At 66.8% G+C, this 14,686-nt stretch carries 11 protein-coding genes and 1 tRNA gene; 6 read left to right on the top strand and 6 right to left on the bottom strand.

The features are described 5' to 3' along the window. Positions 1-94 precede the first annotated feature (94 nt). The 6 genes from AB6A65_RS15590 (at position 95) to AB6A65_RS15565 (ending at position 7,587) form a co-directional block, all read left to right on the top strand. Positions 95-171 (top strand) — tRNA-Met (locus AB6A65_RS15590). 602 nt (positions 172-773) lie between these two features. Beyond that, positions 774-1,283 carry a MarR family transcriptional regulator gene (locus tag AB6A65_RS15585; RefSeq protein ID WP_371039328.1) on the top strand — a complete coding sequence of 170 codons (510 nt, stop codon included), beginning with the start codon at positions 774-776 and terminating at the stop codon, positions 1,281-1,283. Between the two features lie 384 nt (positions 1,284-1,667). Next, positions 1,668-3,251, top strand: coding sequence for an alginate export family protein (locus AB6A65_RS15580; protein ID WP_371039327.1), 1,584 nt, complete (start codon positions 1,668-1,670; stop codon positions 3,249-3,251). A 92-nt stretch (positions 3,252-3,343) separates the two neighbouring features. After that, positions 3,344-4,393 carry an SDR family NAD(P)-dependent oxidoreductase gene (locus AB6A65_RS15575; protein WP_371039326.1) on the top strand — a complete coding sequence of 350 codons (1,050 nt, stop codon included), beginning with the start codon at positions 3,344-3,346 and terminating at the stop codon, positions 4,391-4,393. Between the two features lie 76 nt (positions 4,394-4,469). Further along, positions 4,470-4,976 carry a hypothetical protein gene (locus AB6A65_RS15570; RefSeq protein WP_371039325.1) on the top strand — a complete coding sequence of 169 codons (507 nt, stop codon included), beginning with the start codon at positions 4,470-4,472 and terminating at the stop codon, positions 4,974-4,976. Between the two features lie 82 nt (positions 4,977-5,058). Then, a complete protein-coding gene (locus AB6A65_RS15565; RefSeq protein ID WP_371039324.1) occupies positions 5,059-7,587 on the top strand; it encodes a mechanosensitive ion channel family protein in 2,529 nt (842 codons plus the stop codon). Positions 7,588-7,867: 280 nt separating this feature from the next. Here AB6A65_RS15565 and AB6A65_RS15560 read toward each other — a convergent pair whose 3' ends face one another. The 6 genes from AB6A65_RS15560 to AB6A65_RS15535 form a co-directional block, all read right to left on the bottom strand. Next, a complete protein-coding gene (locus tag AB6A65_RS15560) occupies positions 7,868-8,884 on the bottom strand; it encodes a TauD/TfdA dioxygenase family protein (protein ID WP_371039323.1) in 1,017 nt (338 codons plus the stop codon). Between the two features lie 372 nt (positions 8,885-9,256). After that, the gene (locus AB6A65_RS15555; protein ID WP_371039322.1) at positions 9,257-10,414 is read right to left on the bottom strand and encodes a serine hydrolase domain-containing protein; all 1,158 of its coding nucleotides are present in this window, start codon (positions 10,412-10,414) and stop codon (positions 9,257-9,259) included. Positions 10,415-10,418: 4 nt separating this feature from the next. Next, the gene (locus AB6A65_RS15550; RefSeq protein ID WP_371039321.1) at positions 10,419-11,273 is read right to left on the bottom strand and encodes a type II CAAX prenyl endopeptidase Rce1 family protein; all 855 of its coding nucleotides are present in this window, start codon (positions 11,271-11,273) and stop codon (positions 10,419-10,421) included. A gap of 410 nt (positions 11,274-11,683) precedes the next feature. Next, positions 11,684-11,824, bottom strand: coding sequence for a cytochrome bd-I oxidase subunit CydX (gene cydX / locus AB6A65_RS15545; RefSeq protein WP_371039320.1), 141 nt, complete (start codon positions 11,822-11,824; stop codon positions 11,684-11,686). Between the two features lie 14 nt (positions 11,825-11,838). Beyond that, positions 11,839-12,999, bottom strand: coding sequence for a cytochrome d ubiquinol oxidase subunit II (gene cydB / locus AB6A65_RS15540; protein ID WP_371039319.1), 1,161 nt, complete (start codon positions 12,997-12,999; stop codon positions 11,839-11,841). 5 nt (positions 13,000-13,004) lie between these two features. Next, a complete protein-coding gene (locus AB6A65_RS15535) occupies positions 13,005-14,618 on the bottom strand; it encodes a cytochrome ubiquinol oxidase subunit I (protein ID WP_371039318.1) in 1,614 nt (537 codons plus the stop codon). Positions 14,619-14,686 lie beyond the last annotated feature (68 nt).

The following is a 14,686-nucleotide window of genomic DNA, read 5'->3' as shown; positions in this document are numbered from 1 at the left end:
GAGTAGGTCGCCGCCAAACCTGGAAAGCCGAGACACAAACAAAAAACCGTATCTCTCCAACGATAAATGACCAAAATCGGTCAAACATACATGACGCGGGGTGGAGCAGCCCGGTAGCTCGTCAGGCTCATAACCTGAAGGTCGTAGGTTCAAATCCTACCCCCGCAACCAGATTTTTCGGAAAGATACAGCCGCTTAAGTGCCCCCCGAACGGGAAGCCCTTTGCGTTCCAAGCTTGTGGACGTGACGTGGAGGCAAAGCCGAGCACCTCGAAGGTGCGCTTTAACCACAGTTCGCGCCCAGCTGGAAGCCCCGGGCATGGCGAAGGCCGCGACCGCGCCCTGACGGCCGGTCGCAATGTCATGGGAGCAGGTCAACTGCTCCGCAGGATTGCTGGCGGCCGCAAAAAATTCCGGTTCGCCTGACCAAGCGGTCATCCAAGCGAATGGGTCGGATGCCGAGGACGGGCCCAGACCTTCCGCAGTCGCGCCATGCCCGACGACGGGATGCGTGGGAATTGCAGCTCATTTTGCAGACCTGATCGGTGACATCCCGCGAATGGGCGCGAAACCGTAATCGGCGCCCGGAAAACGACCTGTCCTGCCAGTGGGCGAGGGACACGCGCGACGCTCGAACGCCGCGCCGTCACAACGCAAACCTCGAGTGGCATGTTGTTCTCTGCGGGCCCCGCGATTTAAGATAACAATGGGTCAGGTTGATACGCTTCGAGTCAGCGTGTCGCTCGATGCGACGCGGCAGAGGGCGCGGTCACGATGTGCGACAAGGCGGTCAAAGCCTCGAAGACCGAGCGTAGCGCGGACATCCTCGCCGAGAGGTTCGCAGAGGAGTACCCGCGCTACCAGTATGCCGTTGTCGAATTCATGGTGGCCCATCTGACCGACGTGTCACGGGCCTTCCACGGCGATCTTCAACAGGCGTTGGTGCTCGCAGTGATCGGCCAGGTGCGGCTTGGCGCGGGCCGGACTGCCAGAGACGCAGAGCAGGTGCAGCCGGCGGCCGAGGAGCTTTCGATCACGGCCTCACGGATCGCCGATGTCACGGGTATTCCCCGCGAGACGGTTCGCCGGAAGCTGAAGTTGTTACAGGACCGCGGGTGGGTCGACAGGCGGGCCGACGGGGCTTGGTATCTGGTGTCCGGCGCAGACACGGACACGACCACGCCGGCGCGGCGCGATTTCGCCGAGCTGGAAGAACGCACCCGCCGGATCCTTACGCGTCTGGTCGTCGATCTCGGCCAACTCGCCAGGCCGCCTCGTCGCTGAGGGGCGAAGTTCCGTCTCCCGGCTGCCCATTTCGGGCAGGTGGTCACTTTCCATGCCGCTGCTCACGCGTCTAGTTATTCGCTAGCAGAAGGGTGTCGAAGACAGGCCGCGGCCTATCCCCAGTCGAGGTGCACTGACTGACCCGGCCGCTCGGGTCACGGGCATGGGCGCCGATCCGGTCGCGGTCATGGAGGCTGCCAACATGAGCATCGGTTTCGGCGATAGCAACATCGGGGCAGCAAAATGAGTTCCGTGCGGAAAGTGATCATGGCGGCGGCCATGGCTCTCGCATCGACTTGGCTTCCGGCAGAGACCGCTGCCCAGAGCGTTGCCGGCGTCGATCCCTATACCAACTAGCAAGTGGAGCGGGTCTCGATCCGCATCGTGAATCCCAGCGCCGATGCCGGGCTGAACGCCAGGGTCGAGGACAGCGTGCGCACGCGCCTCGCCCTTTTCCCGGGTGCGCGGTTCTCCCAGCAGCGGATCGAGTTCCAGCTCGCGCAGGCCCGGCGCATCCGCGATGTGGGCGACATCGACTACGATGTCTCCTTCGGCCGGCAGGGCGGGCTCGATATCGCCATCTCCGTCACGCTTGCCGAGGACGGAGCGGAGGGGCGCGGCCTCACCTTCGGCGGGGACTTTCCGGTCATCTACGAGAAGGACGGCACCTTCGTGCGGTTCAAGCTTGACCTGCTCGCGCTGACCTACGCCAACAACAATGCCTGGTACGGCAGGCCGGACGCGATGCTCGCCGGCAATCCGCTGGTCGAGGGTGAGCCCTCGGGCGAGGGCTGGGACCAGTGGGTGGAATCCTACGTCCATTACGGCATCTACGGGATCACGCCGATCAACGAGCGGCTGTATTTCTACGGCGGCTTGAGCGGCCTCGCGTCCTACTCGGTGGGGCAGGAATTGTTCACCGACGAGACGCGCGGGTGGAACGCGGTCGAGGACGCCTATGTCGGCCTCGTCGGCGGGCGGACGGACGAGGCCGGCAATCGCCTGTCCTACAACCTGACCCTGGGGCGGCAGCGTTTCACGCTGGCCAACGGCTTTCTCATCGCCAATACCGCGGCGAACGGGAAGGAACGCGCGGCGCTGCAAGCCAACGCGCGGTGGGCCTCCGACCTGCTGGCGCTGGCCCGCATTCGCTACAACGACACGATGCTGGAGGCGTTCTACCTCGACCCCGACGAGCTTCCCGACATCGACACCGAGACCGCCTATGCCGGCCTCAATTTCGAGGCCCGACCGATGGAGAACCTCGATATCGGGCTGAGCTATGTGACATCGCCGAACTCGAACTTCAACTATTTCGGCCCGACCGGCGACATCGTGGGCACGCGCGAGGGGCTGCAGGTCTGGGATGCGCGGTTCACCTACACACCGAACGGTGCGGGCGCGCCGGGCCCGTTCTTCGGGGCCGAATATGCCGTCCAGTCGAACAAGAACTTCGACATGGACGCGCGCGCGGGCTGGGCCGAGATCGGTTACAGCTTTCCGCAGGCGCGCTGGTCGCCCACGCTCAGCTACCGCTTCGCGCGCTTCTCCGGAGACGATCCCGACACGGGCACCTACGAGCGGTGGGATCCGATGCTCTCGGGCGGCACGGGCGAGCAATGGGTGCAGGGCGCCAATCACTTCAAGGTGGTCCAGGATTCAAACGTGATCGCCCACCGGATCCAGGCCCGCTTCCGCCCCTCGCCGAAGGTTGAGATCGTGCCCCAGCTCTGGGCCTTCCACGCGGAAAGCAAGACCAATATCGGCGGCAACCCCGCGCTCTCCTTCCTCAGCGGGACGGAATACGGCTACGAGGCGAACATCACCGCCAAGTGGTTCGTGAGCCGCAACACCTACGTCCACGGCCATCTTGCCTATACCTGGGCCGGCGATGCGACGAGGGACGCCCTGGGCGGCGACGCCGATGACTGGCTGAGCGCGATGCTCTTCGTCCGATACGCCTTCTGAAACGCACGACGCTTTCCCGGGGCGCCGTGATCCTCGCCGTCGCTCGCCCTGACCCCCAGACCACCAGACTGCACGACACAAAGGAGCCCCCGATGATCCGCAGAGACCTCCTGAAATCCCTCGGTATTGCCGCCGCCGGCGGCGTCACGCTGACCCAGGCGGAAGCGCAGGAGCTGAACGAGGCGATCGACCTCGCGCTTCAGGACTGGGCCTACCCCTGGGACCCGCAGGACCCGGATGTGCCCGGCCGCATGAACATCGCGCGCGTCCCCGACGATTACCACATGCCCGGCCGTTTCGCGGGAAAGAACGTGATCGTGACCGGTTCGGCCCGCGGCATGGGCGCCGACGCGGCGCGCCGGCTCGCCCGCGAAGGGGCCAACGTGGTCGGCGTCGACATCCTCGGCGACCTCGGTGAAGAGACGGCGGAATCGATCCGCTCGGAAGGTCTGAACATGGTGTTCATGCAGGGGGACATCTCGCAGGACAGCGTCTGCGAGGAAATGGTCCGGCTTTGCGTCTCCGAATACGGGGGCCTCGATGCGGCGATCAACAATGCCGGCGTCATGGATGCGCTGCACCCCGACGAACCGATCGACTACGAGAACCAGAAGAACCGCCTGATGGCCAAGATCCACGAGGCGGGCGACGAATACTGGCACCGCGTCATGGAGGTGAATGCGACCGGCATGTTCTATGCGCTGCGCCACGAGTTGCGGCAGTTGATGGAGCAGGGCAATGGCGGGTCCATCGTCAACGTCGCATCGGTCACCGGCATCCGCGGCTTCGGCGGGACGGCGCCCTACACGGCCTCCAAGCACGCGGTGCAGGCGCTGACCAAGAACGCGGCGATCGATTATGCCCCCTATGGCATCCGCGTGAATTCCACCGGCATGGGAACGACGCTGACCCCGATGTACGAACGCGCCGTGGAGATCATCACCCAGCGCAGGGCATCGGGCTACACGGATAGCGGCATCTCGCTCTACAAGTCCCGCAGCCTGCTCGAATACAGCGACCAGGCGAACCGCGGCTCCACCTCGGCCGAGCAGGTGGCGGTCATGCTGTTCCTGCTGTCGCCGGAAGCGTCGAACATCACCGGCGCCACCTACAACACCGACGGCGGCTTCACGATCTACTGAGGCGCGGACCTGGACGGCTGCGATGCCAGGCGGAGAGGCCCATGTGCCGCTCCGTCGATCCGCGTGGGATACCCCGATGCAGGACGTGAACCACATGAGACGTTCGTCAGACCGTACTGGCGATCCGTGGCACGACTTCGACCTTGCAGCCTTCGGGCTGATCTACGGAACGATCACCTCGCTCAGCGTGCTCATGGCGATGAGCGCGCACCCCGAGGCGCCATTCCGGATGGCGGCGGCTCTTTTCGGCTCGGTCCTCGCGGTAACGCTGGCGAAAGCGTTCGCCGAGGTCATCGCCGCAGAACTCGAGCGATGCGCGGACGCGCAGAAGAAAGCGTTCACGGATGCGGGGCGCCACAGCCGTCCGACACTCGTGGCTGCGAACGTCACGACAGGTCTTATCCTGGCGTCCGGAATGGGGCTGCTGCCGACCCCGGCGGCTATCGGCCTTGCCCAGGGCTTCGGAATACTCTTGCTGCTCGTCCTTGGCGGGCGGCTCGGCTGGATCGCCCGCAGAAAGTTCCGATCGGTCGTGCTGGGCGCGTTGTTCACCGGGGTATCGGCCTCGCCCTCTCGGCCATGAAGTACCTGATGCACTGACATGTGGCGCACCCTGCGCGGACGGTCCGCGGAGGGGCGCCAGGTCGCTCGGAAGGAAAGCTCGAATGTCGACCACTCGCGCCTGTCCCACCTCCCTGATCGCACTTCTGGCAGCCGTTCTGCTTTGGTCGCCTCTCGCGGTTCGCGCGCAGCAGGCCGACTTCTCGGGCGAGTGGCAGACCTACTGGCGCACCGGCAGCGCGGTGCTGACGCTCGACCAGGAGGGCAACCAGGTCACCGGCACCTACGTCCCGCTCGACGGGCGGATCGAGGGCACGGTGGAGAGGGGCGTCCTGCGCGGCACCTGGGAGCAGCCCGGCTCGTCCGGCCGGGTCGTGTTCGCCCTGTCCGAGGACGGGCAGGTGCTGACAGGGCGCTTCGGCAACGGCGAGTACTGGAACGGCTTCCGCGAGGAGACGGGCAGCGAGAGCAGCAACTGGCGGCTCGGCAACGCGTCGCCGCGGGAGACGCTGCGCAGTCTGCTGATTGCCGCCAACGTGGCGATCTATGCCGGCGATGCGGGTGCGCTGCGGCGGGTGGACAACCTGCTAAGCTATGCCGGGCCGGACACGAACGCCCGGGACCAGGCCGCGCGGCGGACCATGATGTTCGACATTCTCGACTTCTCGACGCTTCGGATCAACGACGTGCCCCTCGCGCCCGAGGATCCTCAGGCACAGACCGTCCGCTTCGACGTCGGCCCCGCCGCGATCCCCCAGAAGACCACGCTGCAATTCGTGAGCGAGGTTCCCGGCCGCTGGCGCCTCGTTCTGCCCCCGGCGGACCAGTTGGCCAATGAAACCGCGCACCTGCTGTCCGCGATGGGCTACGAGAGCAAGGCGCAGCTGGACACGGCGCGGGCGAACTCGCCCCGCGCCGTGATGCGCGATTTCATCCAGGGCACGCAGTCGTGGGACGAGGGCGGCCGCGAACGCGCACTGGCGGTCATGGACCTGTCCCATATCCCCGAGCGGCTGCACACGCTCGAGGGGCCGATCTATGCCGACTACCTCCAGCGCATCCTGGACAGGGTGGCCTATGTCATCTGGCAGGAGATCCCAGACGATCCCGACCGAACCGTGCCCTACGTCTATTTCCAGCATCCGGTGGGCAACATCGCCATCGCGCGCGTCAGCGAACCGCCGGCCGAGGACGGCGCCGCCGGCGCCGGGCGGTGGAAGTTAACCAGCGAGACGGTGGCCGCGTCGCCCGCGCTGCTGCAGGCGATGCAGAACCTTCCCCCGATCCGGGGGCTGGAGGCACCGCAGGCGCTGTCCCCCTATTTCCGGCTGCGAGAGAGCGTGCGCGCCACTTCGCCCGGCCTCGTGCAGGATTTCGGCTATCTCGAGGCGTGGCAGTGGCTCGGCCTCGTCGCGACGCTGCTTGCCGCCTACGCCGCGCGCCTCGTGGTGGGCGGCGCCTTGCGCGCAGTCGGGCGGCGCGCGGGCGGGGACCGTGCCACGGCCTTGGCGATGCCCGCCGGTCTGATCGCCGCGGCCGTGATCCTGTCCTGGGCGATCACGCGGCTCGGCCTGACCCAGGTCGGGCTGCCGGCGGTGGGATCGCTGATTGGCGTGTTCCTGCTCTTCGCCATCGCGGTCCTCGCCTATCGCCTCGTCGGTCTCGTCGGCGGATGGTTTCTAGCGCGCGCCGAAAAGACGGTGTCTCACGTCGACGAGATCGCGGCCTCGCTGGGCACCGGCCTGATGAAGCTGCTGGTCGTGGTCGGCGCCATCATCGCGGTCGCCGATGTCGTGGGCCTGCCCTATGAGGGCGTGCTGACCGGCCTTGGCGTGGGCGGCGTCGCCATCGCCTTTGCCGCGCGCGACACGGTGTCGAACATGCTGGGCGGCGGCATCCTGATGGCCGACCGTCCGTTCCAGAGGGGCGACCTGATCGAGCTGGACGGGACGCTGGCAACGGTCGAGCATGTCGGCCTGCGCTGCACCCGGCTGCGTTCGCTCGACGACACCTTGTTGAACGTGCCGAACTCGCACCTGTCCGATCGCGTGATCGCCAACTGGGGCAAGCGCCGGCGCCGGAAGGTGGTCCTCGGCGTGGGCCTCACCTATGACACCCCGCGCCAGAAGCTCGACACCTTCGTCAAGCGCCTGAAGGAGCTATTGCTGGAGCAGCCGAGGATCGACCGCGAAGACATCTATGTCGGCCTCAAAAGCTTCGGCGCCTCCTCGATCGACATCGAACTGATGTTCTACCTGAAGGTCTACGCCTACGGATCCCAGGTGGATGCGCAGCACGAGATCGTGCTGGACATCATCGCGCTCGCCGAAGAGGTGGGCGTGGAGTTCGCCTTTCCCCCCCGCACGCTCCACCTGCAGCCCGCCGCGGATCAGATCACGCAGACCGGCGCACCGGACGAAACACCGCGGACCNTCTACGCCTACGGATCCCAGGTGGATGCGCAGCACGAGATCGTGCTGGACATCATCGCGCTCGCCGAAGAGGTGGGCGTGGAGTTCGCCTTTCCCACCCGCACGCTCCACCTGCAGCCCGCCGCGGATCAGATCACGCAGACCGGCGCACCGGACGAAACACCGCGGACCACTGAGGGGGAGGCGGCCGGCCTCGGATAGCGGGACGGCCGGCACGACATCGGCGGGTCATGCGTCACGGCGCACCGACGCGACTTGGGCGGGGCAAGGGCCGGCGGTCGTATTCGCCCAAATCGCGCGCGGGATCGGCGCGATCGGTTGAGCGGAGCGCGGACCGTCCTGTGGGCGCGTCCGGATACGCGGACCACGGCCTTGGTGGAAGAGCCGCAAAGAGGTGGGGGCAATGTGGTCGCATGCCGGACGAGCGCCGCGCCCCGGGCCATCTTGCGATCGGCCGTGGCCCGTTCGCGGTCAACGCCGGTCAGTTCCGCATCTTGATGCCGTCTTCCCACCGGAAGCCGACACCGCCCCCTTGCCACACGCCCTCGCCGATCGGATTGGGGCCGTCGATGGTGACATGCTGCGGCAGGCCGAAACCGGGGGCGAGGTTCTGCACGCCCTTCACCGTGCTGCGGTGCATGATCCGAAGGCCCTGCCGTTCCACGGGCATGTGGGCCTCGGGGGCCGCCCGGTGCGCGACGGCCAGATTGTCGATGAAGACGCAGTCGTTCTCATCGTATTCATGGGCCACCGAATAGCCCTCCGTCAGCCCGGCATTCAGGATGTCGTTGTAATCGTGGCAAAGCTGGCGAAGATCCTCTGCGTGCAGCAGGCTGAACCCGTCCCTGCCGGGCAGCTTTTCGATGACGGCGCCTGTCATGCCCAGATGCAGCCAGATGCATTTCTGGCCCGACACGGGGTGTTCATGCACCAGCGGATGCACCACGCCCGAGGCGGAATTCACCGATGACAGGCGGCTCCAGCGCTCCTGCAGGTCCTCCGGCAGCGCCTCGAAGGCGAGCCCCTGATGCGCGAAATGCGTACCGCCGCCATGCTCGGCAGGCCGAATGATGTGGTAGCCCGAATGCGAAAACGTGGCCGGCAGGAAACTGCCGTCATTGTGCCATTGCGGTCCGACATCCGGAATGCCGTGGCGCTCATCGTTCGAGAGGCGAAAGATGTGGCGGTTGCCGCCGGGCGTTGCCGGGTGCACGCCATGGGTGCTGTGCAGTTCGCGCCCGCCCCAAAGGCAACTGGCGCGCAGGAAATCCTCGGGCTCCAGCTGCGTCTCGTTCTTGAAAACGAGAAAACCGCGATGCGCCATTTCCCGTTCCAGACCATCGACGAGTTCGGGCGGCAGCGCCTCCACGGCAGACAGATCTATCCCCGAAACCTGCGCGCCGATCGGATCGAGAGCGGTGATTTCACCGCCGAATTCCTCGATCATGGCAGCACGGTCCGGGTCGATCGGCGGGAGCTTCGTTGCAATTGCGCTCAAGGGCCACCTCCTTTGCCTCCTCCAAAGGTAGGAAGAGGTCGGCCCTGGTGAAAGTGGGCCTACCGCCGCTTCACGGGTGACGGAGCAGAGCTGAGGAGGTTGGAGGCGCCGGTCAGGCGGGGTGCAGCCGACCAGTTCCAAGGGACCGTGGCGGCTTTGGGAAGAGAGCCGCGGCTGGCTGGCGGCGCGGGTCGCGCGGCTTTCGGCCGGTCGGCCGGGGCGATCCTGCATGGACCCGCGCGCAGGGTCTGCGGCGTGCTTCGAGAGACACTGGTTCCACCGGTCGGCGGCACCGTGGCGGCGAGCGGGCCGAAGACCAAGGGAAGCACCGCCGGCGCCACCACACCGGAGGCGATCGCCAGGCGCCTGCGCTTACCGGATGAGCGAGATCGCGAGATCGGCGAGCGCGGCCTCGAGGGCGGGCACGAGATCGCTCGTGTCATCCGCGATCCCGACATCGGTGTTGATCTGGAAGGCCACCGTCACGCCGTGATCCGCGTAGTGGCGCAGGCTCGAGACATGGCCGGGAATCCAGCCGCCATGGCCCCAGACCGGCCCGCGCGGCGTGTCGGCATGGATCGCCACGCCCGCGCCGTAAAGGATGCCGGGGGCGTCGGGATCCACGGGCACCCCGTCGAGCAGCCGGTCGAGATAGGGCTCCTCCATCGCGTCGCCGGCGAAGAGGAGCTGTCCCCAGCGCGCCAGATCGGCCGATGTCGAGGCGAAGCCGCCACCGGCGGATTCCACGGAAGGGTTCCACAGAAGCCGCCCCTGGGCATCGGCGGTGCGCGCGGGCAGGCCGAACGGATTGTCCGGATCGACATACCCCACCGCGAGCCCCGGCAGGTCGCGGCGGTCCGAGGGGACCGTGCCGCCGAGGTCGAGGGGATCGAGCAGGCGGGTGCGGCCCGCCTCGCGCCACGCCTGTCCCGTCACATCCTCGATCACGAGACCCAGCAGGACATAACCCGTATCGCTATAGGCCCAGGCTTGCCGTGCCTCGAACAGCGGCTCCCGTCCGGTCACGAACCCGATCAGCTCCTCCGGGTCGAAATTCGGCCCGCCGGCCAGCCCGGTCCAGGCCCGCTGGAACTCCGGCAGATGCACATGGTCCGGCAGCCCGGAGGTGTGGTGCAGCAGGTGATCGATGGTGATGGTGCGCGCGTTGGGCAGCGCGTCGAACCACGGGCGATCCCCGAGATGCACGGACAGGAGGTCGTCGCGCGACAGCCGCCCCTCGCTTTCCAGAGCCAGCACCGTGACCGCCACGAAGCTCTTGCCGATGCTTGCCGCCAGCATCGGGGTCTCGGGCGTCATGGCGCGGCCTGCCTCGCGATCGGCAAGGCCCGTGGCGGCGGTCACGACCGAGCCGTCGGGCAGGGCGATCGCCGCGGTGGCGCCCGGAAAGCCGTAGCGCGTGTGGGCGTCGTCGAGCGCGGACGACAACCGCTCTTCCTGGGCCGTCAGGGGCGCCGTGAGGCAGGCAAGTGCCAGCGCGAAGACGGGAAGAGGAAGAGGGTTCCGGAACATCTCCCTATGTCACCGATCGGGACGCGGCACCCCGTGCGGCCGGGATGACCTCGGTCACGGCGCCGTCGCGGGTGAACATCGTGTCACGGTGCCACCAGACCACGACGGCGGCCCCGGCCACCAGAAGCCAGGTATCCCAGGACTGCGCGTCCGCCCAGAACGGGTTGATCAGTTGCCAGTGGAACAGCATGGGCCAGAGCAGGCTGCCCCGCGTGTCGTTGAAGATCGGGGTCACCAGGACCGCGAGCGTTATGTTGCCGACGAAGAAGGGCAGGAAATTCCAGTCGGCGAAGACCACGCCGGCGAGAAAGAAGGCCGGCAGGTGCCAGACCCCCCAGGTCGCGCCAATGATGATGCCCGCCCAGATCGGCGCCACGTGGCGTTGCAGCAGCGGCTGCATGACGCCGCGCCAGCCGAACTCTTCCACGGGTCCGAGAAAGAGCATCATGACCATCACCGCCAGGACCGCCCTTGCGCCCTCGGGCGGCAGGGGGGCCAGCACCGGCCCGCCCTTGATCAGCGAGCCCGCGACGAAGACGAGCGGAATGAGAAGCAGGATGAATGCCGCCCAGCCCCATGACCCGCGCCACATGCGCAGCCGCGCGAGAAAGGCGGCGATGCCCGACAGCCCGCCATGAAGGTAGATCACGGCGAAGGCCGCGATGGCCGGCGACCAGGTGGCGAGGAAGAACAGGGGATGCGCGCCGCTGATCTCGCCGAACGTGCCGGCGGCCATGTCCGGGGCGACGATATAGGTCCCGATCACACCCCATGTGATCAGGAAGGTCACGGCGAGAAAAAGACCGAGAGCCGGGCTTGGGATCGTCTTCGCGGATGGAACGCTCGATCGGGCGGGCATGGTCAGGACCGTAAGGCATTTCCGACGTTTCGCGCAGTGTATCGAGCAATGCGCGGCGCTTCACGCTGATATGGATCAGGCCGGCATCACCGGATTGGCTGACGCCCCGCCTCCGGCCGGGCGCGCCACCAGAGACACATGAGCCGCAGGCCGGATGCGCGATCGACAGCGCTGCGGGTCGGAGACTGTTCGATCCCTCCGCCGGATCGGGCAATCGTACGAGGTGTGCCCCCGACGTCGCGATCATGGCGGCGCGTCTGCCATCCTCCTTGAGGCAGCCGCCGCGACGTCGAGGCGTCGACAGGGCGCCTCGTGCGCCTTTCCCGGCGGCACACCCCCGACGCGGCTCGGAGGCGCCGGCCTGGTGACGAGCGCCCCCTCATGTCAAGGCATCGAGGCCGCGGCGGCGCTCAGTCTTGGGAGCGCTCGCCGCCATCCTCTTCGCTGTCCGCGATGAGCCGGCCGTCCTCGCGCATTTCCAGCCACATCGCGTTCAGCACGGCGAACATGGCGGCGAGAGGCAGGCCCAGAAGCCAGGCGAAATACCACATGTCGCGGTCTCCTTTCAGTAGCTGTGGCCCGGGCCGGTGACGTCTTCTTCGGTCACCTTGCCCCAGAGCACTTTGTAGACCCAGGCGGTGTAGGCGAGGATCAGCGGCATGAAGATCACCGTCATCACCAGCATCACGAAGAGCGTGAGATGCGAGGAGGAACTGTCCCATACCGTGAGCGAGCTCGACGGATCGACGGTGGAGGGCAGGATGAACGGGAACATCGTGAGGCCGACGGACGCGATGATCCCGGTGATCGCCATCTTCGACCAGAGAAGCGTCGAGACTTCGCGCCCGGCGCGCAGCCCGGTCACGGCGAAGAGGATGCCCAGAAAGCCCATCACGGGCGCGACGACGATCCAGGGCCGCTCGACATAGGCCGCAAGCCAGCTGCCTCCGCGCGCCACCTCGGAGTAAAGCGGGTTGGAGGGGCCATCGCGAACGACCTCGCCCGTGATCTGGTAGCCGTCGAGTCCGAAGGCGAGCCAGAGACCGGCGAGCGCGTAGCCGGCCGCCGCGACGATCCCGGCCACCGTCCCGAAGCGGCGGGCGCGTTCGACGACCACCCCCTCCGCCTTGAGCGAAAGCCAGGCCGCGCCGTGCATCAGCAGCATCGCCAGCGAGACCACGCCGGCGAGCAGGGCGAAGGGCCGGAGCAGGCCGAGGAACTTGCCGTAGAACGACCCGTCATAGACGGAGAAGAGATCCTCGGTCAGGTAGAACGGCACGCCGAGGAGCACGTTGCCCACGGCCACGCCGAAGAGAAGCGCGGGAACCGCGCCGCCCACGAAGAGCGCCCAGTCCCAGCCCGTGCGCCAGCGCGCGTCCTCGCGCTTGGAGCGGTACTTGAACGCGACGGGGCGCAGGATGAGCGCGGCGAGTACGGCGAACATGGCGAGGTAAAAGCCCGAGAAGCTCACCGCGTAGAGCGGCGGCCAGGCGGCGAAGATCGCGCCGCCGCCCAGGATGAACCAGACCTGGTTGCCCTCCCAGACGGGACCCACGGTATTGATGACCACGCGCCGCTCCACGTCCGTCTTCGCCACGAAGGGCAGCAATGCGCCCACCCCCATGTCGAAGCCGTCGGTGAGTGCGAAGCCGATCAGCAGTACGCCGAGAAGCGCCCACCAGACCACGCGCAGGATTTCGAAATCGACGAGTTCATGCAGGATCATCTGTCTTACTCCGCAGGTGTTGCGGCGAAGGGGCCCTTGCCGTCATGCGTGCGCAGACGGTGCTGGTGCCGCTCCATCCATGTCTCGGTTTCCTCCACGTCCTCGACGGGCCCGCGCCGGATGTATTTCAGCATGAGCGCCATCTCGATCACGAAGAGCACCGAGTAGAAGGCCATGAAGCCCGCAAGGGTGATGAGAAGATCGGCAACGCTCAGGTGGCTGGCCGAGAGCGCGGTCGGCAGCACGCCGTCGACCGTCCAGGGCTGGCGGCCGAATTCCGCCACGAACCAGCCGAGCTCCGCCGCGATCCAGGGCGCCGGGATGATGAAGACGGCGAGCCAGAGCGCCGGCCGCGGGAACCGCATGCCCCTGAAGTTGGCCTGCACGAAGAAGTAGGCCATCACCGCGACGAAGGCGAAGCCCAGACCGACCATGATGCGGAACGCCCAGAAGAGGGGGGCGACACCCGGGATCGTATCCTCGGCCGCCATGGCGATCTGCGCGTCGGTGGCGTCGCGCGGATCCTCCACGTAGCGCTTGAGCAGGAAGGCGTAGCCGAGATCGCCGGAATGCGCCTCGAAGCGCGCGCGCATCTCGTCGGTGACCGCGCCGCGGTTCGCGCGGATGTCCATGAGCGCGTCGTAGGCGACGAGGCCGTTGCGGATGCGCTCGGCGGATTCGGCTTCGAGCTCGTTGATGCCGGGGATCTCTTCGGTGAGCGAGCGGGTGCCGATCAGCCCCATCGCCCAGGGGATCTCCACCTTGTAGTGGGTCTCGCGCGCCTCCTTGTCGGGCAGGCCCACGGCGGTGAAGGGCGCGGGCGCCTCGTGGGTCTCCCACATCGCCTCGATCGCGGCGAGCTTCATCTTCTGGGTGTGGGTGGCCGAGTAGCCCGACTCGTCGCCCAGCACCACGACCGAGAGCGCGGAGGCCAGGCCGAAGGAGGCTGCCACCGTGATCGAGCGACGGGCCATTTCGACGTGCCTGCCCTTGAGGAGATACCACGCCGAGACGCCGAGCACGAAGACGGCCGCGGTCACGTAGCCCGCGGAAACGGTATGGACGAACTTGGCCTGGGCCACCTCGTTGAAGACCACCTCGAAGAACGAGGTCATCTCCATGCGCATGGTGTCGGGGTTGAAGACGGCGCCCACCGGGTTCTGCATCCAGCCGTTCGCGATCAGGATCCAGAGCGCCGAGAAGTTGGAGCCGAGCGCGACGAGCCAGGCGACGACCATGTGCTGCACCTTCGTCAGCTTGTCCCAGCCGAAGAAGAAGAGGCCGACGAACGTCGCCTCGAGAAAGAAGGCCATCAGCCCCTCGATCGCGAGCGGCGCGCCGAAGATGTCGCCCACGTAGTGACTGTAGTAGCTCCAGTTCATCCCGAACTGGAACTCCATCGTGATGCCCGTGGCGACGCCCAGCACGAAGTTGATGCCGAACAACGTTCCCCAGAACTTCGTCATCTGCCGCCAGACCGGGCGGTTGGTCATCACGTAGACCGTCTCCATGATCGCCACGAGGATGGAGAGCCCCAGCGTGAGCGGCACGAAGAGGAAGTGATACATCGCCGTCATCGCGAACTGGAGGCGTGACAGCTCCACGACGTCGAGTTCCATTGGCAGGCTCCTTGTCGCGCGAGAAAACCAATCTCGCAGATGTGCATTTGATGCCGGCCTACACCCGG

The organism is Rhodosalinus sp. FB01, assembly GCF_041365715.1.
Classification (GTDB): domain Bacteria; phylum Pseudomonadota; class Alphaproteobacteria; order Rhodobacterales; family Rhodobacteraceae; genus Rhodosalinus.
The sequence above is the reverse complement of the archived record's forward strand: the minus strand, read 5'-3'. Positions and strand labels throughout refer to the sequence as shown.

Coding starts and splice junctions, on each gene's coding strand:
- cydX (WP_371039320.1), bottom strand. CDS start 11,824: ATGTGGTATTTCGCCTGGCTTCTGGGCCTGCCTCTCGCCGCCATGTTC.
- AB6A65_RS15535 (WP_371039318.1), bottom strand. CDS start 14,618: ATGGAACTCGACGTCGTGGAGCTGTCACGCCTCCAGTTCGCGATGACG.
- AB6A65_RS15570 (WP_371039325.1), top strand. CDS start 4,470: ATGCAGGACGTGAACCACATGAGACGTTCGTCAGACCGTACTGGCGAT.
- AB6A65_RS15555 (WP_371039322.1), bottom strand. CDS start 10,414: ATGTTCCGGAACCCTCTTCCTCTTCCCGTCTTCGCGCTGGCACTTGCC.
- AB6A65_RS15585 (WP_371039328.1), top strand. CDS start 774: ATGTGCGACAAGGCGGTCAAAGCCTCGAAGACCGAGCGTAGCGCGGAC.
- cydB (WP_371039319.1), bottom strand. CDS start 12,999: ATGATCCTGCATGAACTCGTCGATTTCGAAATCCTGCGCGTGGTCTGG.
- AB6A65_RS15575 (WP_371039326.1), top strand. CDS start 3,344: ATGATCCGCAGAGACCTCCTGAAATCCCTCGGTATTGCCGCCGCCGGC.
- AB6A65_RS15550 (WP_371039321.1), bottom strand. CDS start 11,273: ATGCCCGCCCGATCGAGCGTTCCATCCGCGAAGACGATCCCAAGCCCG.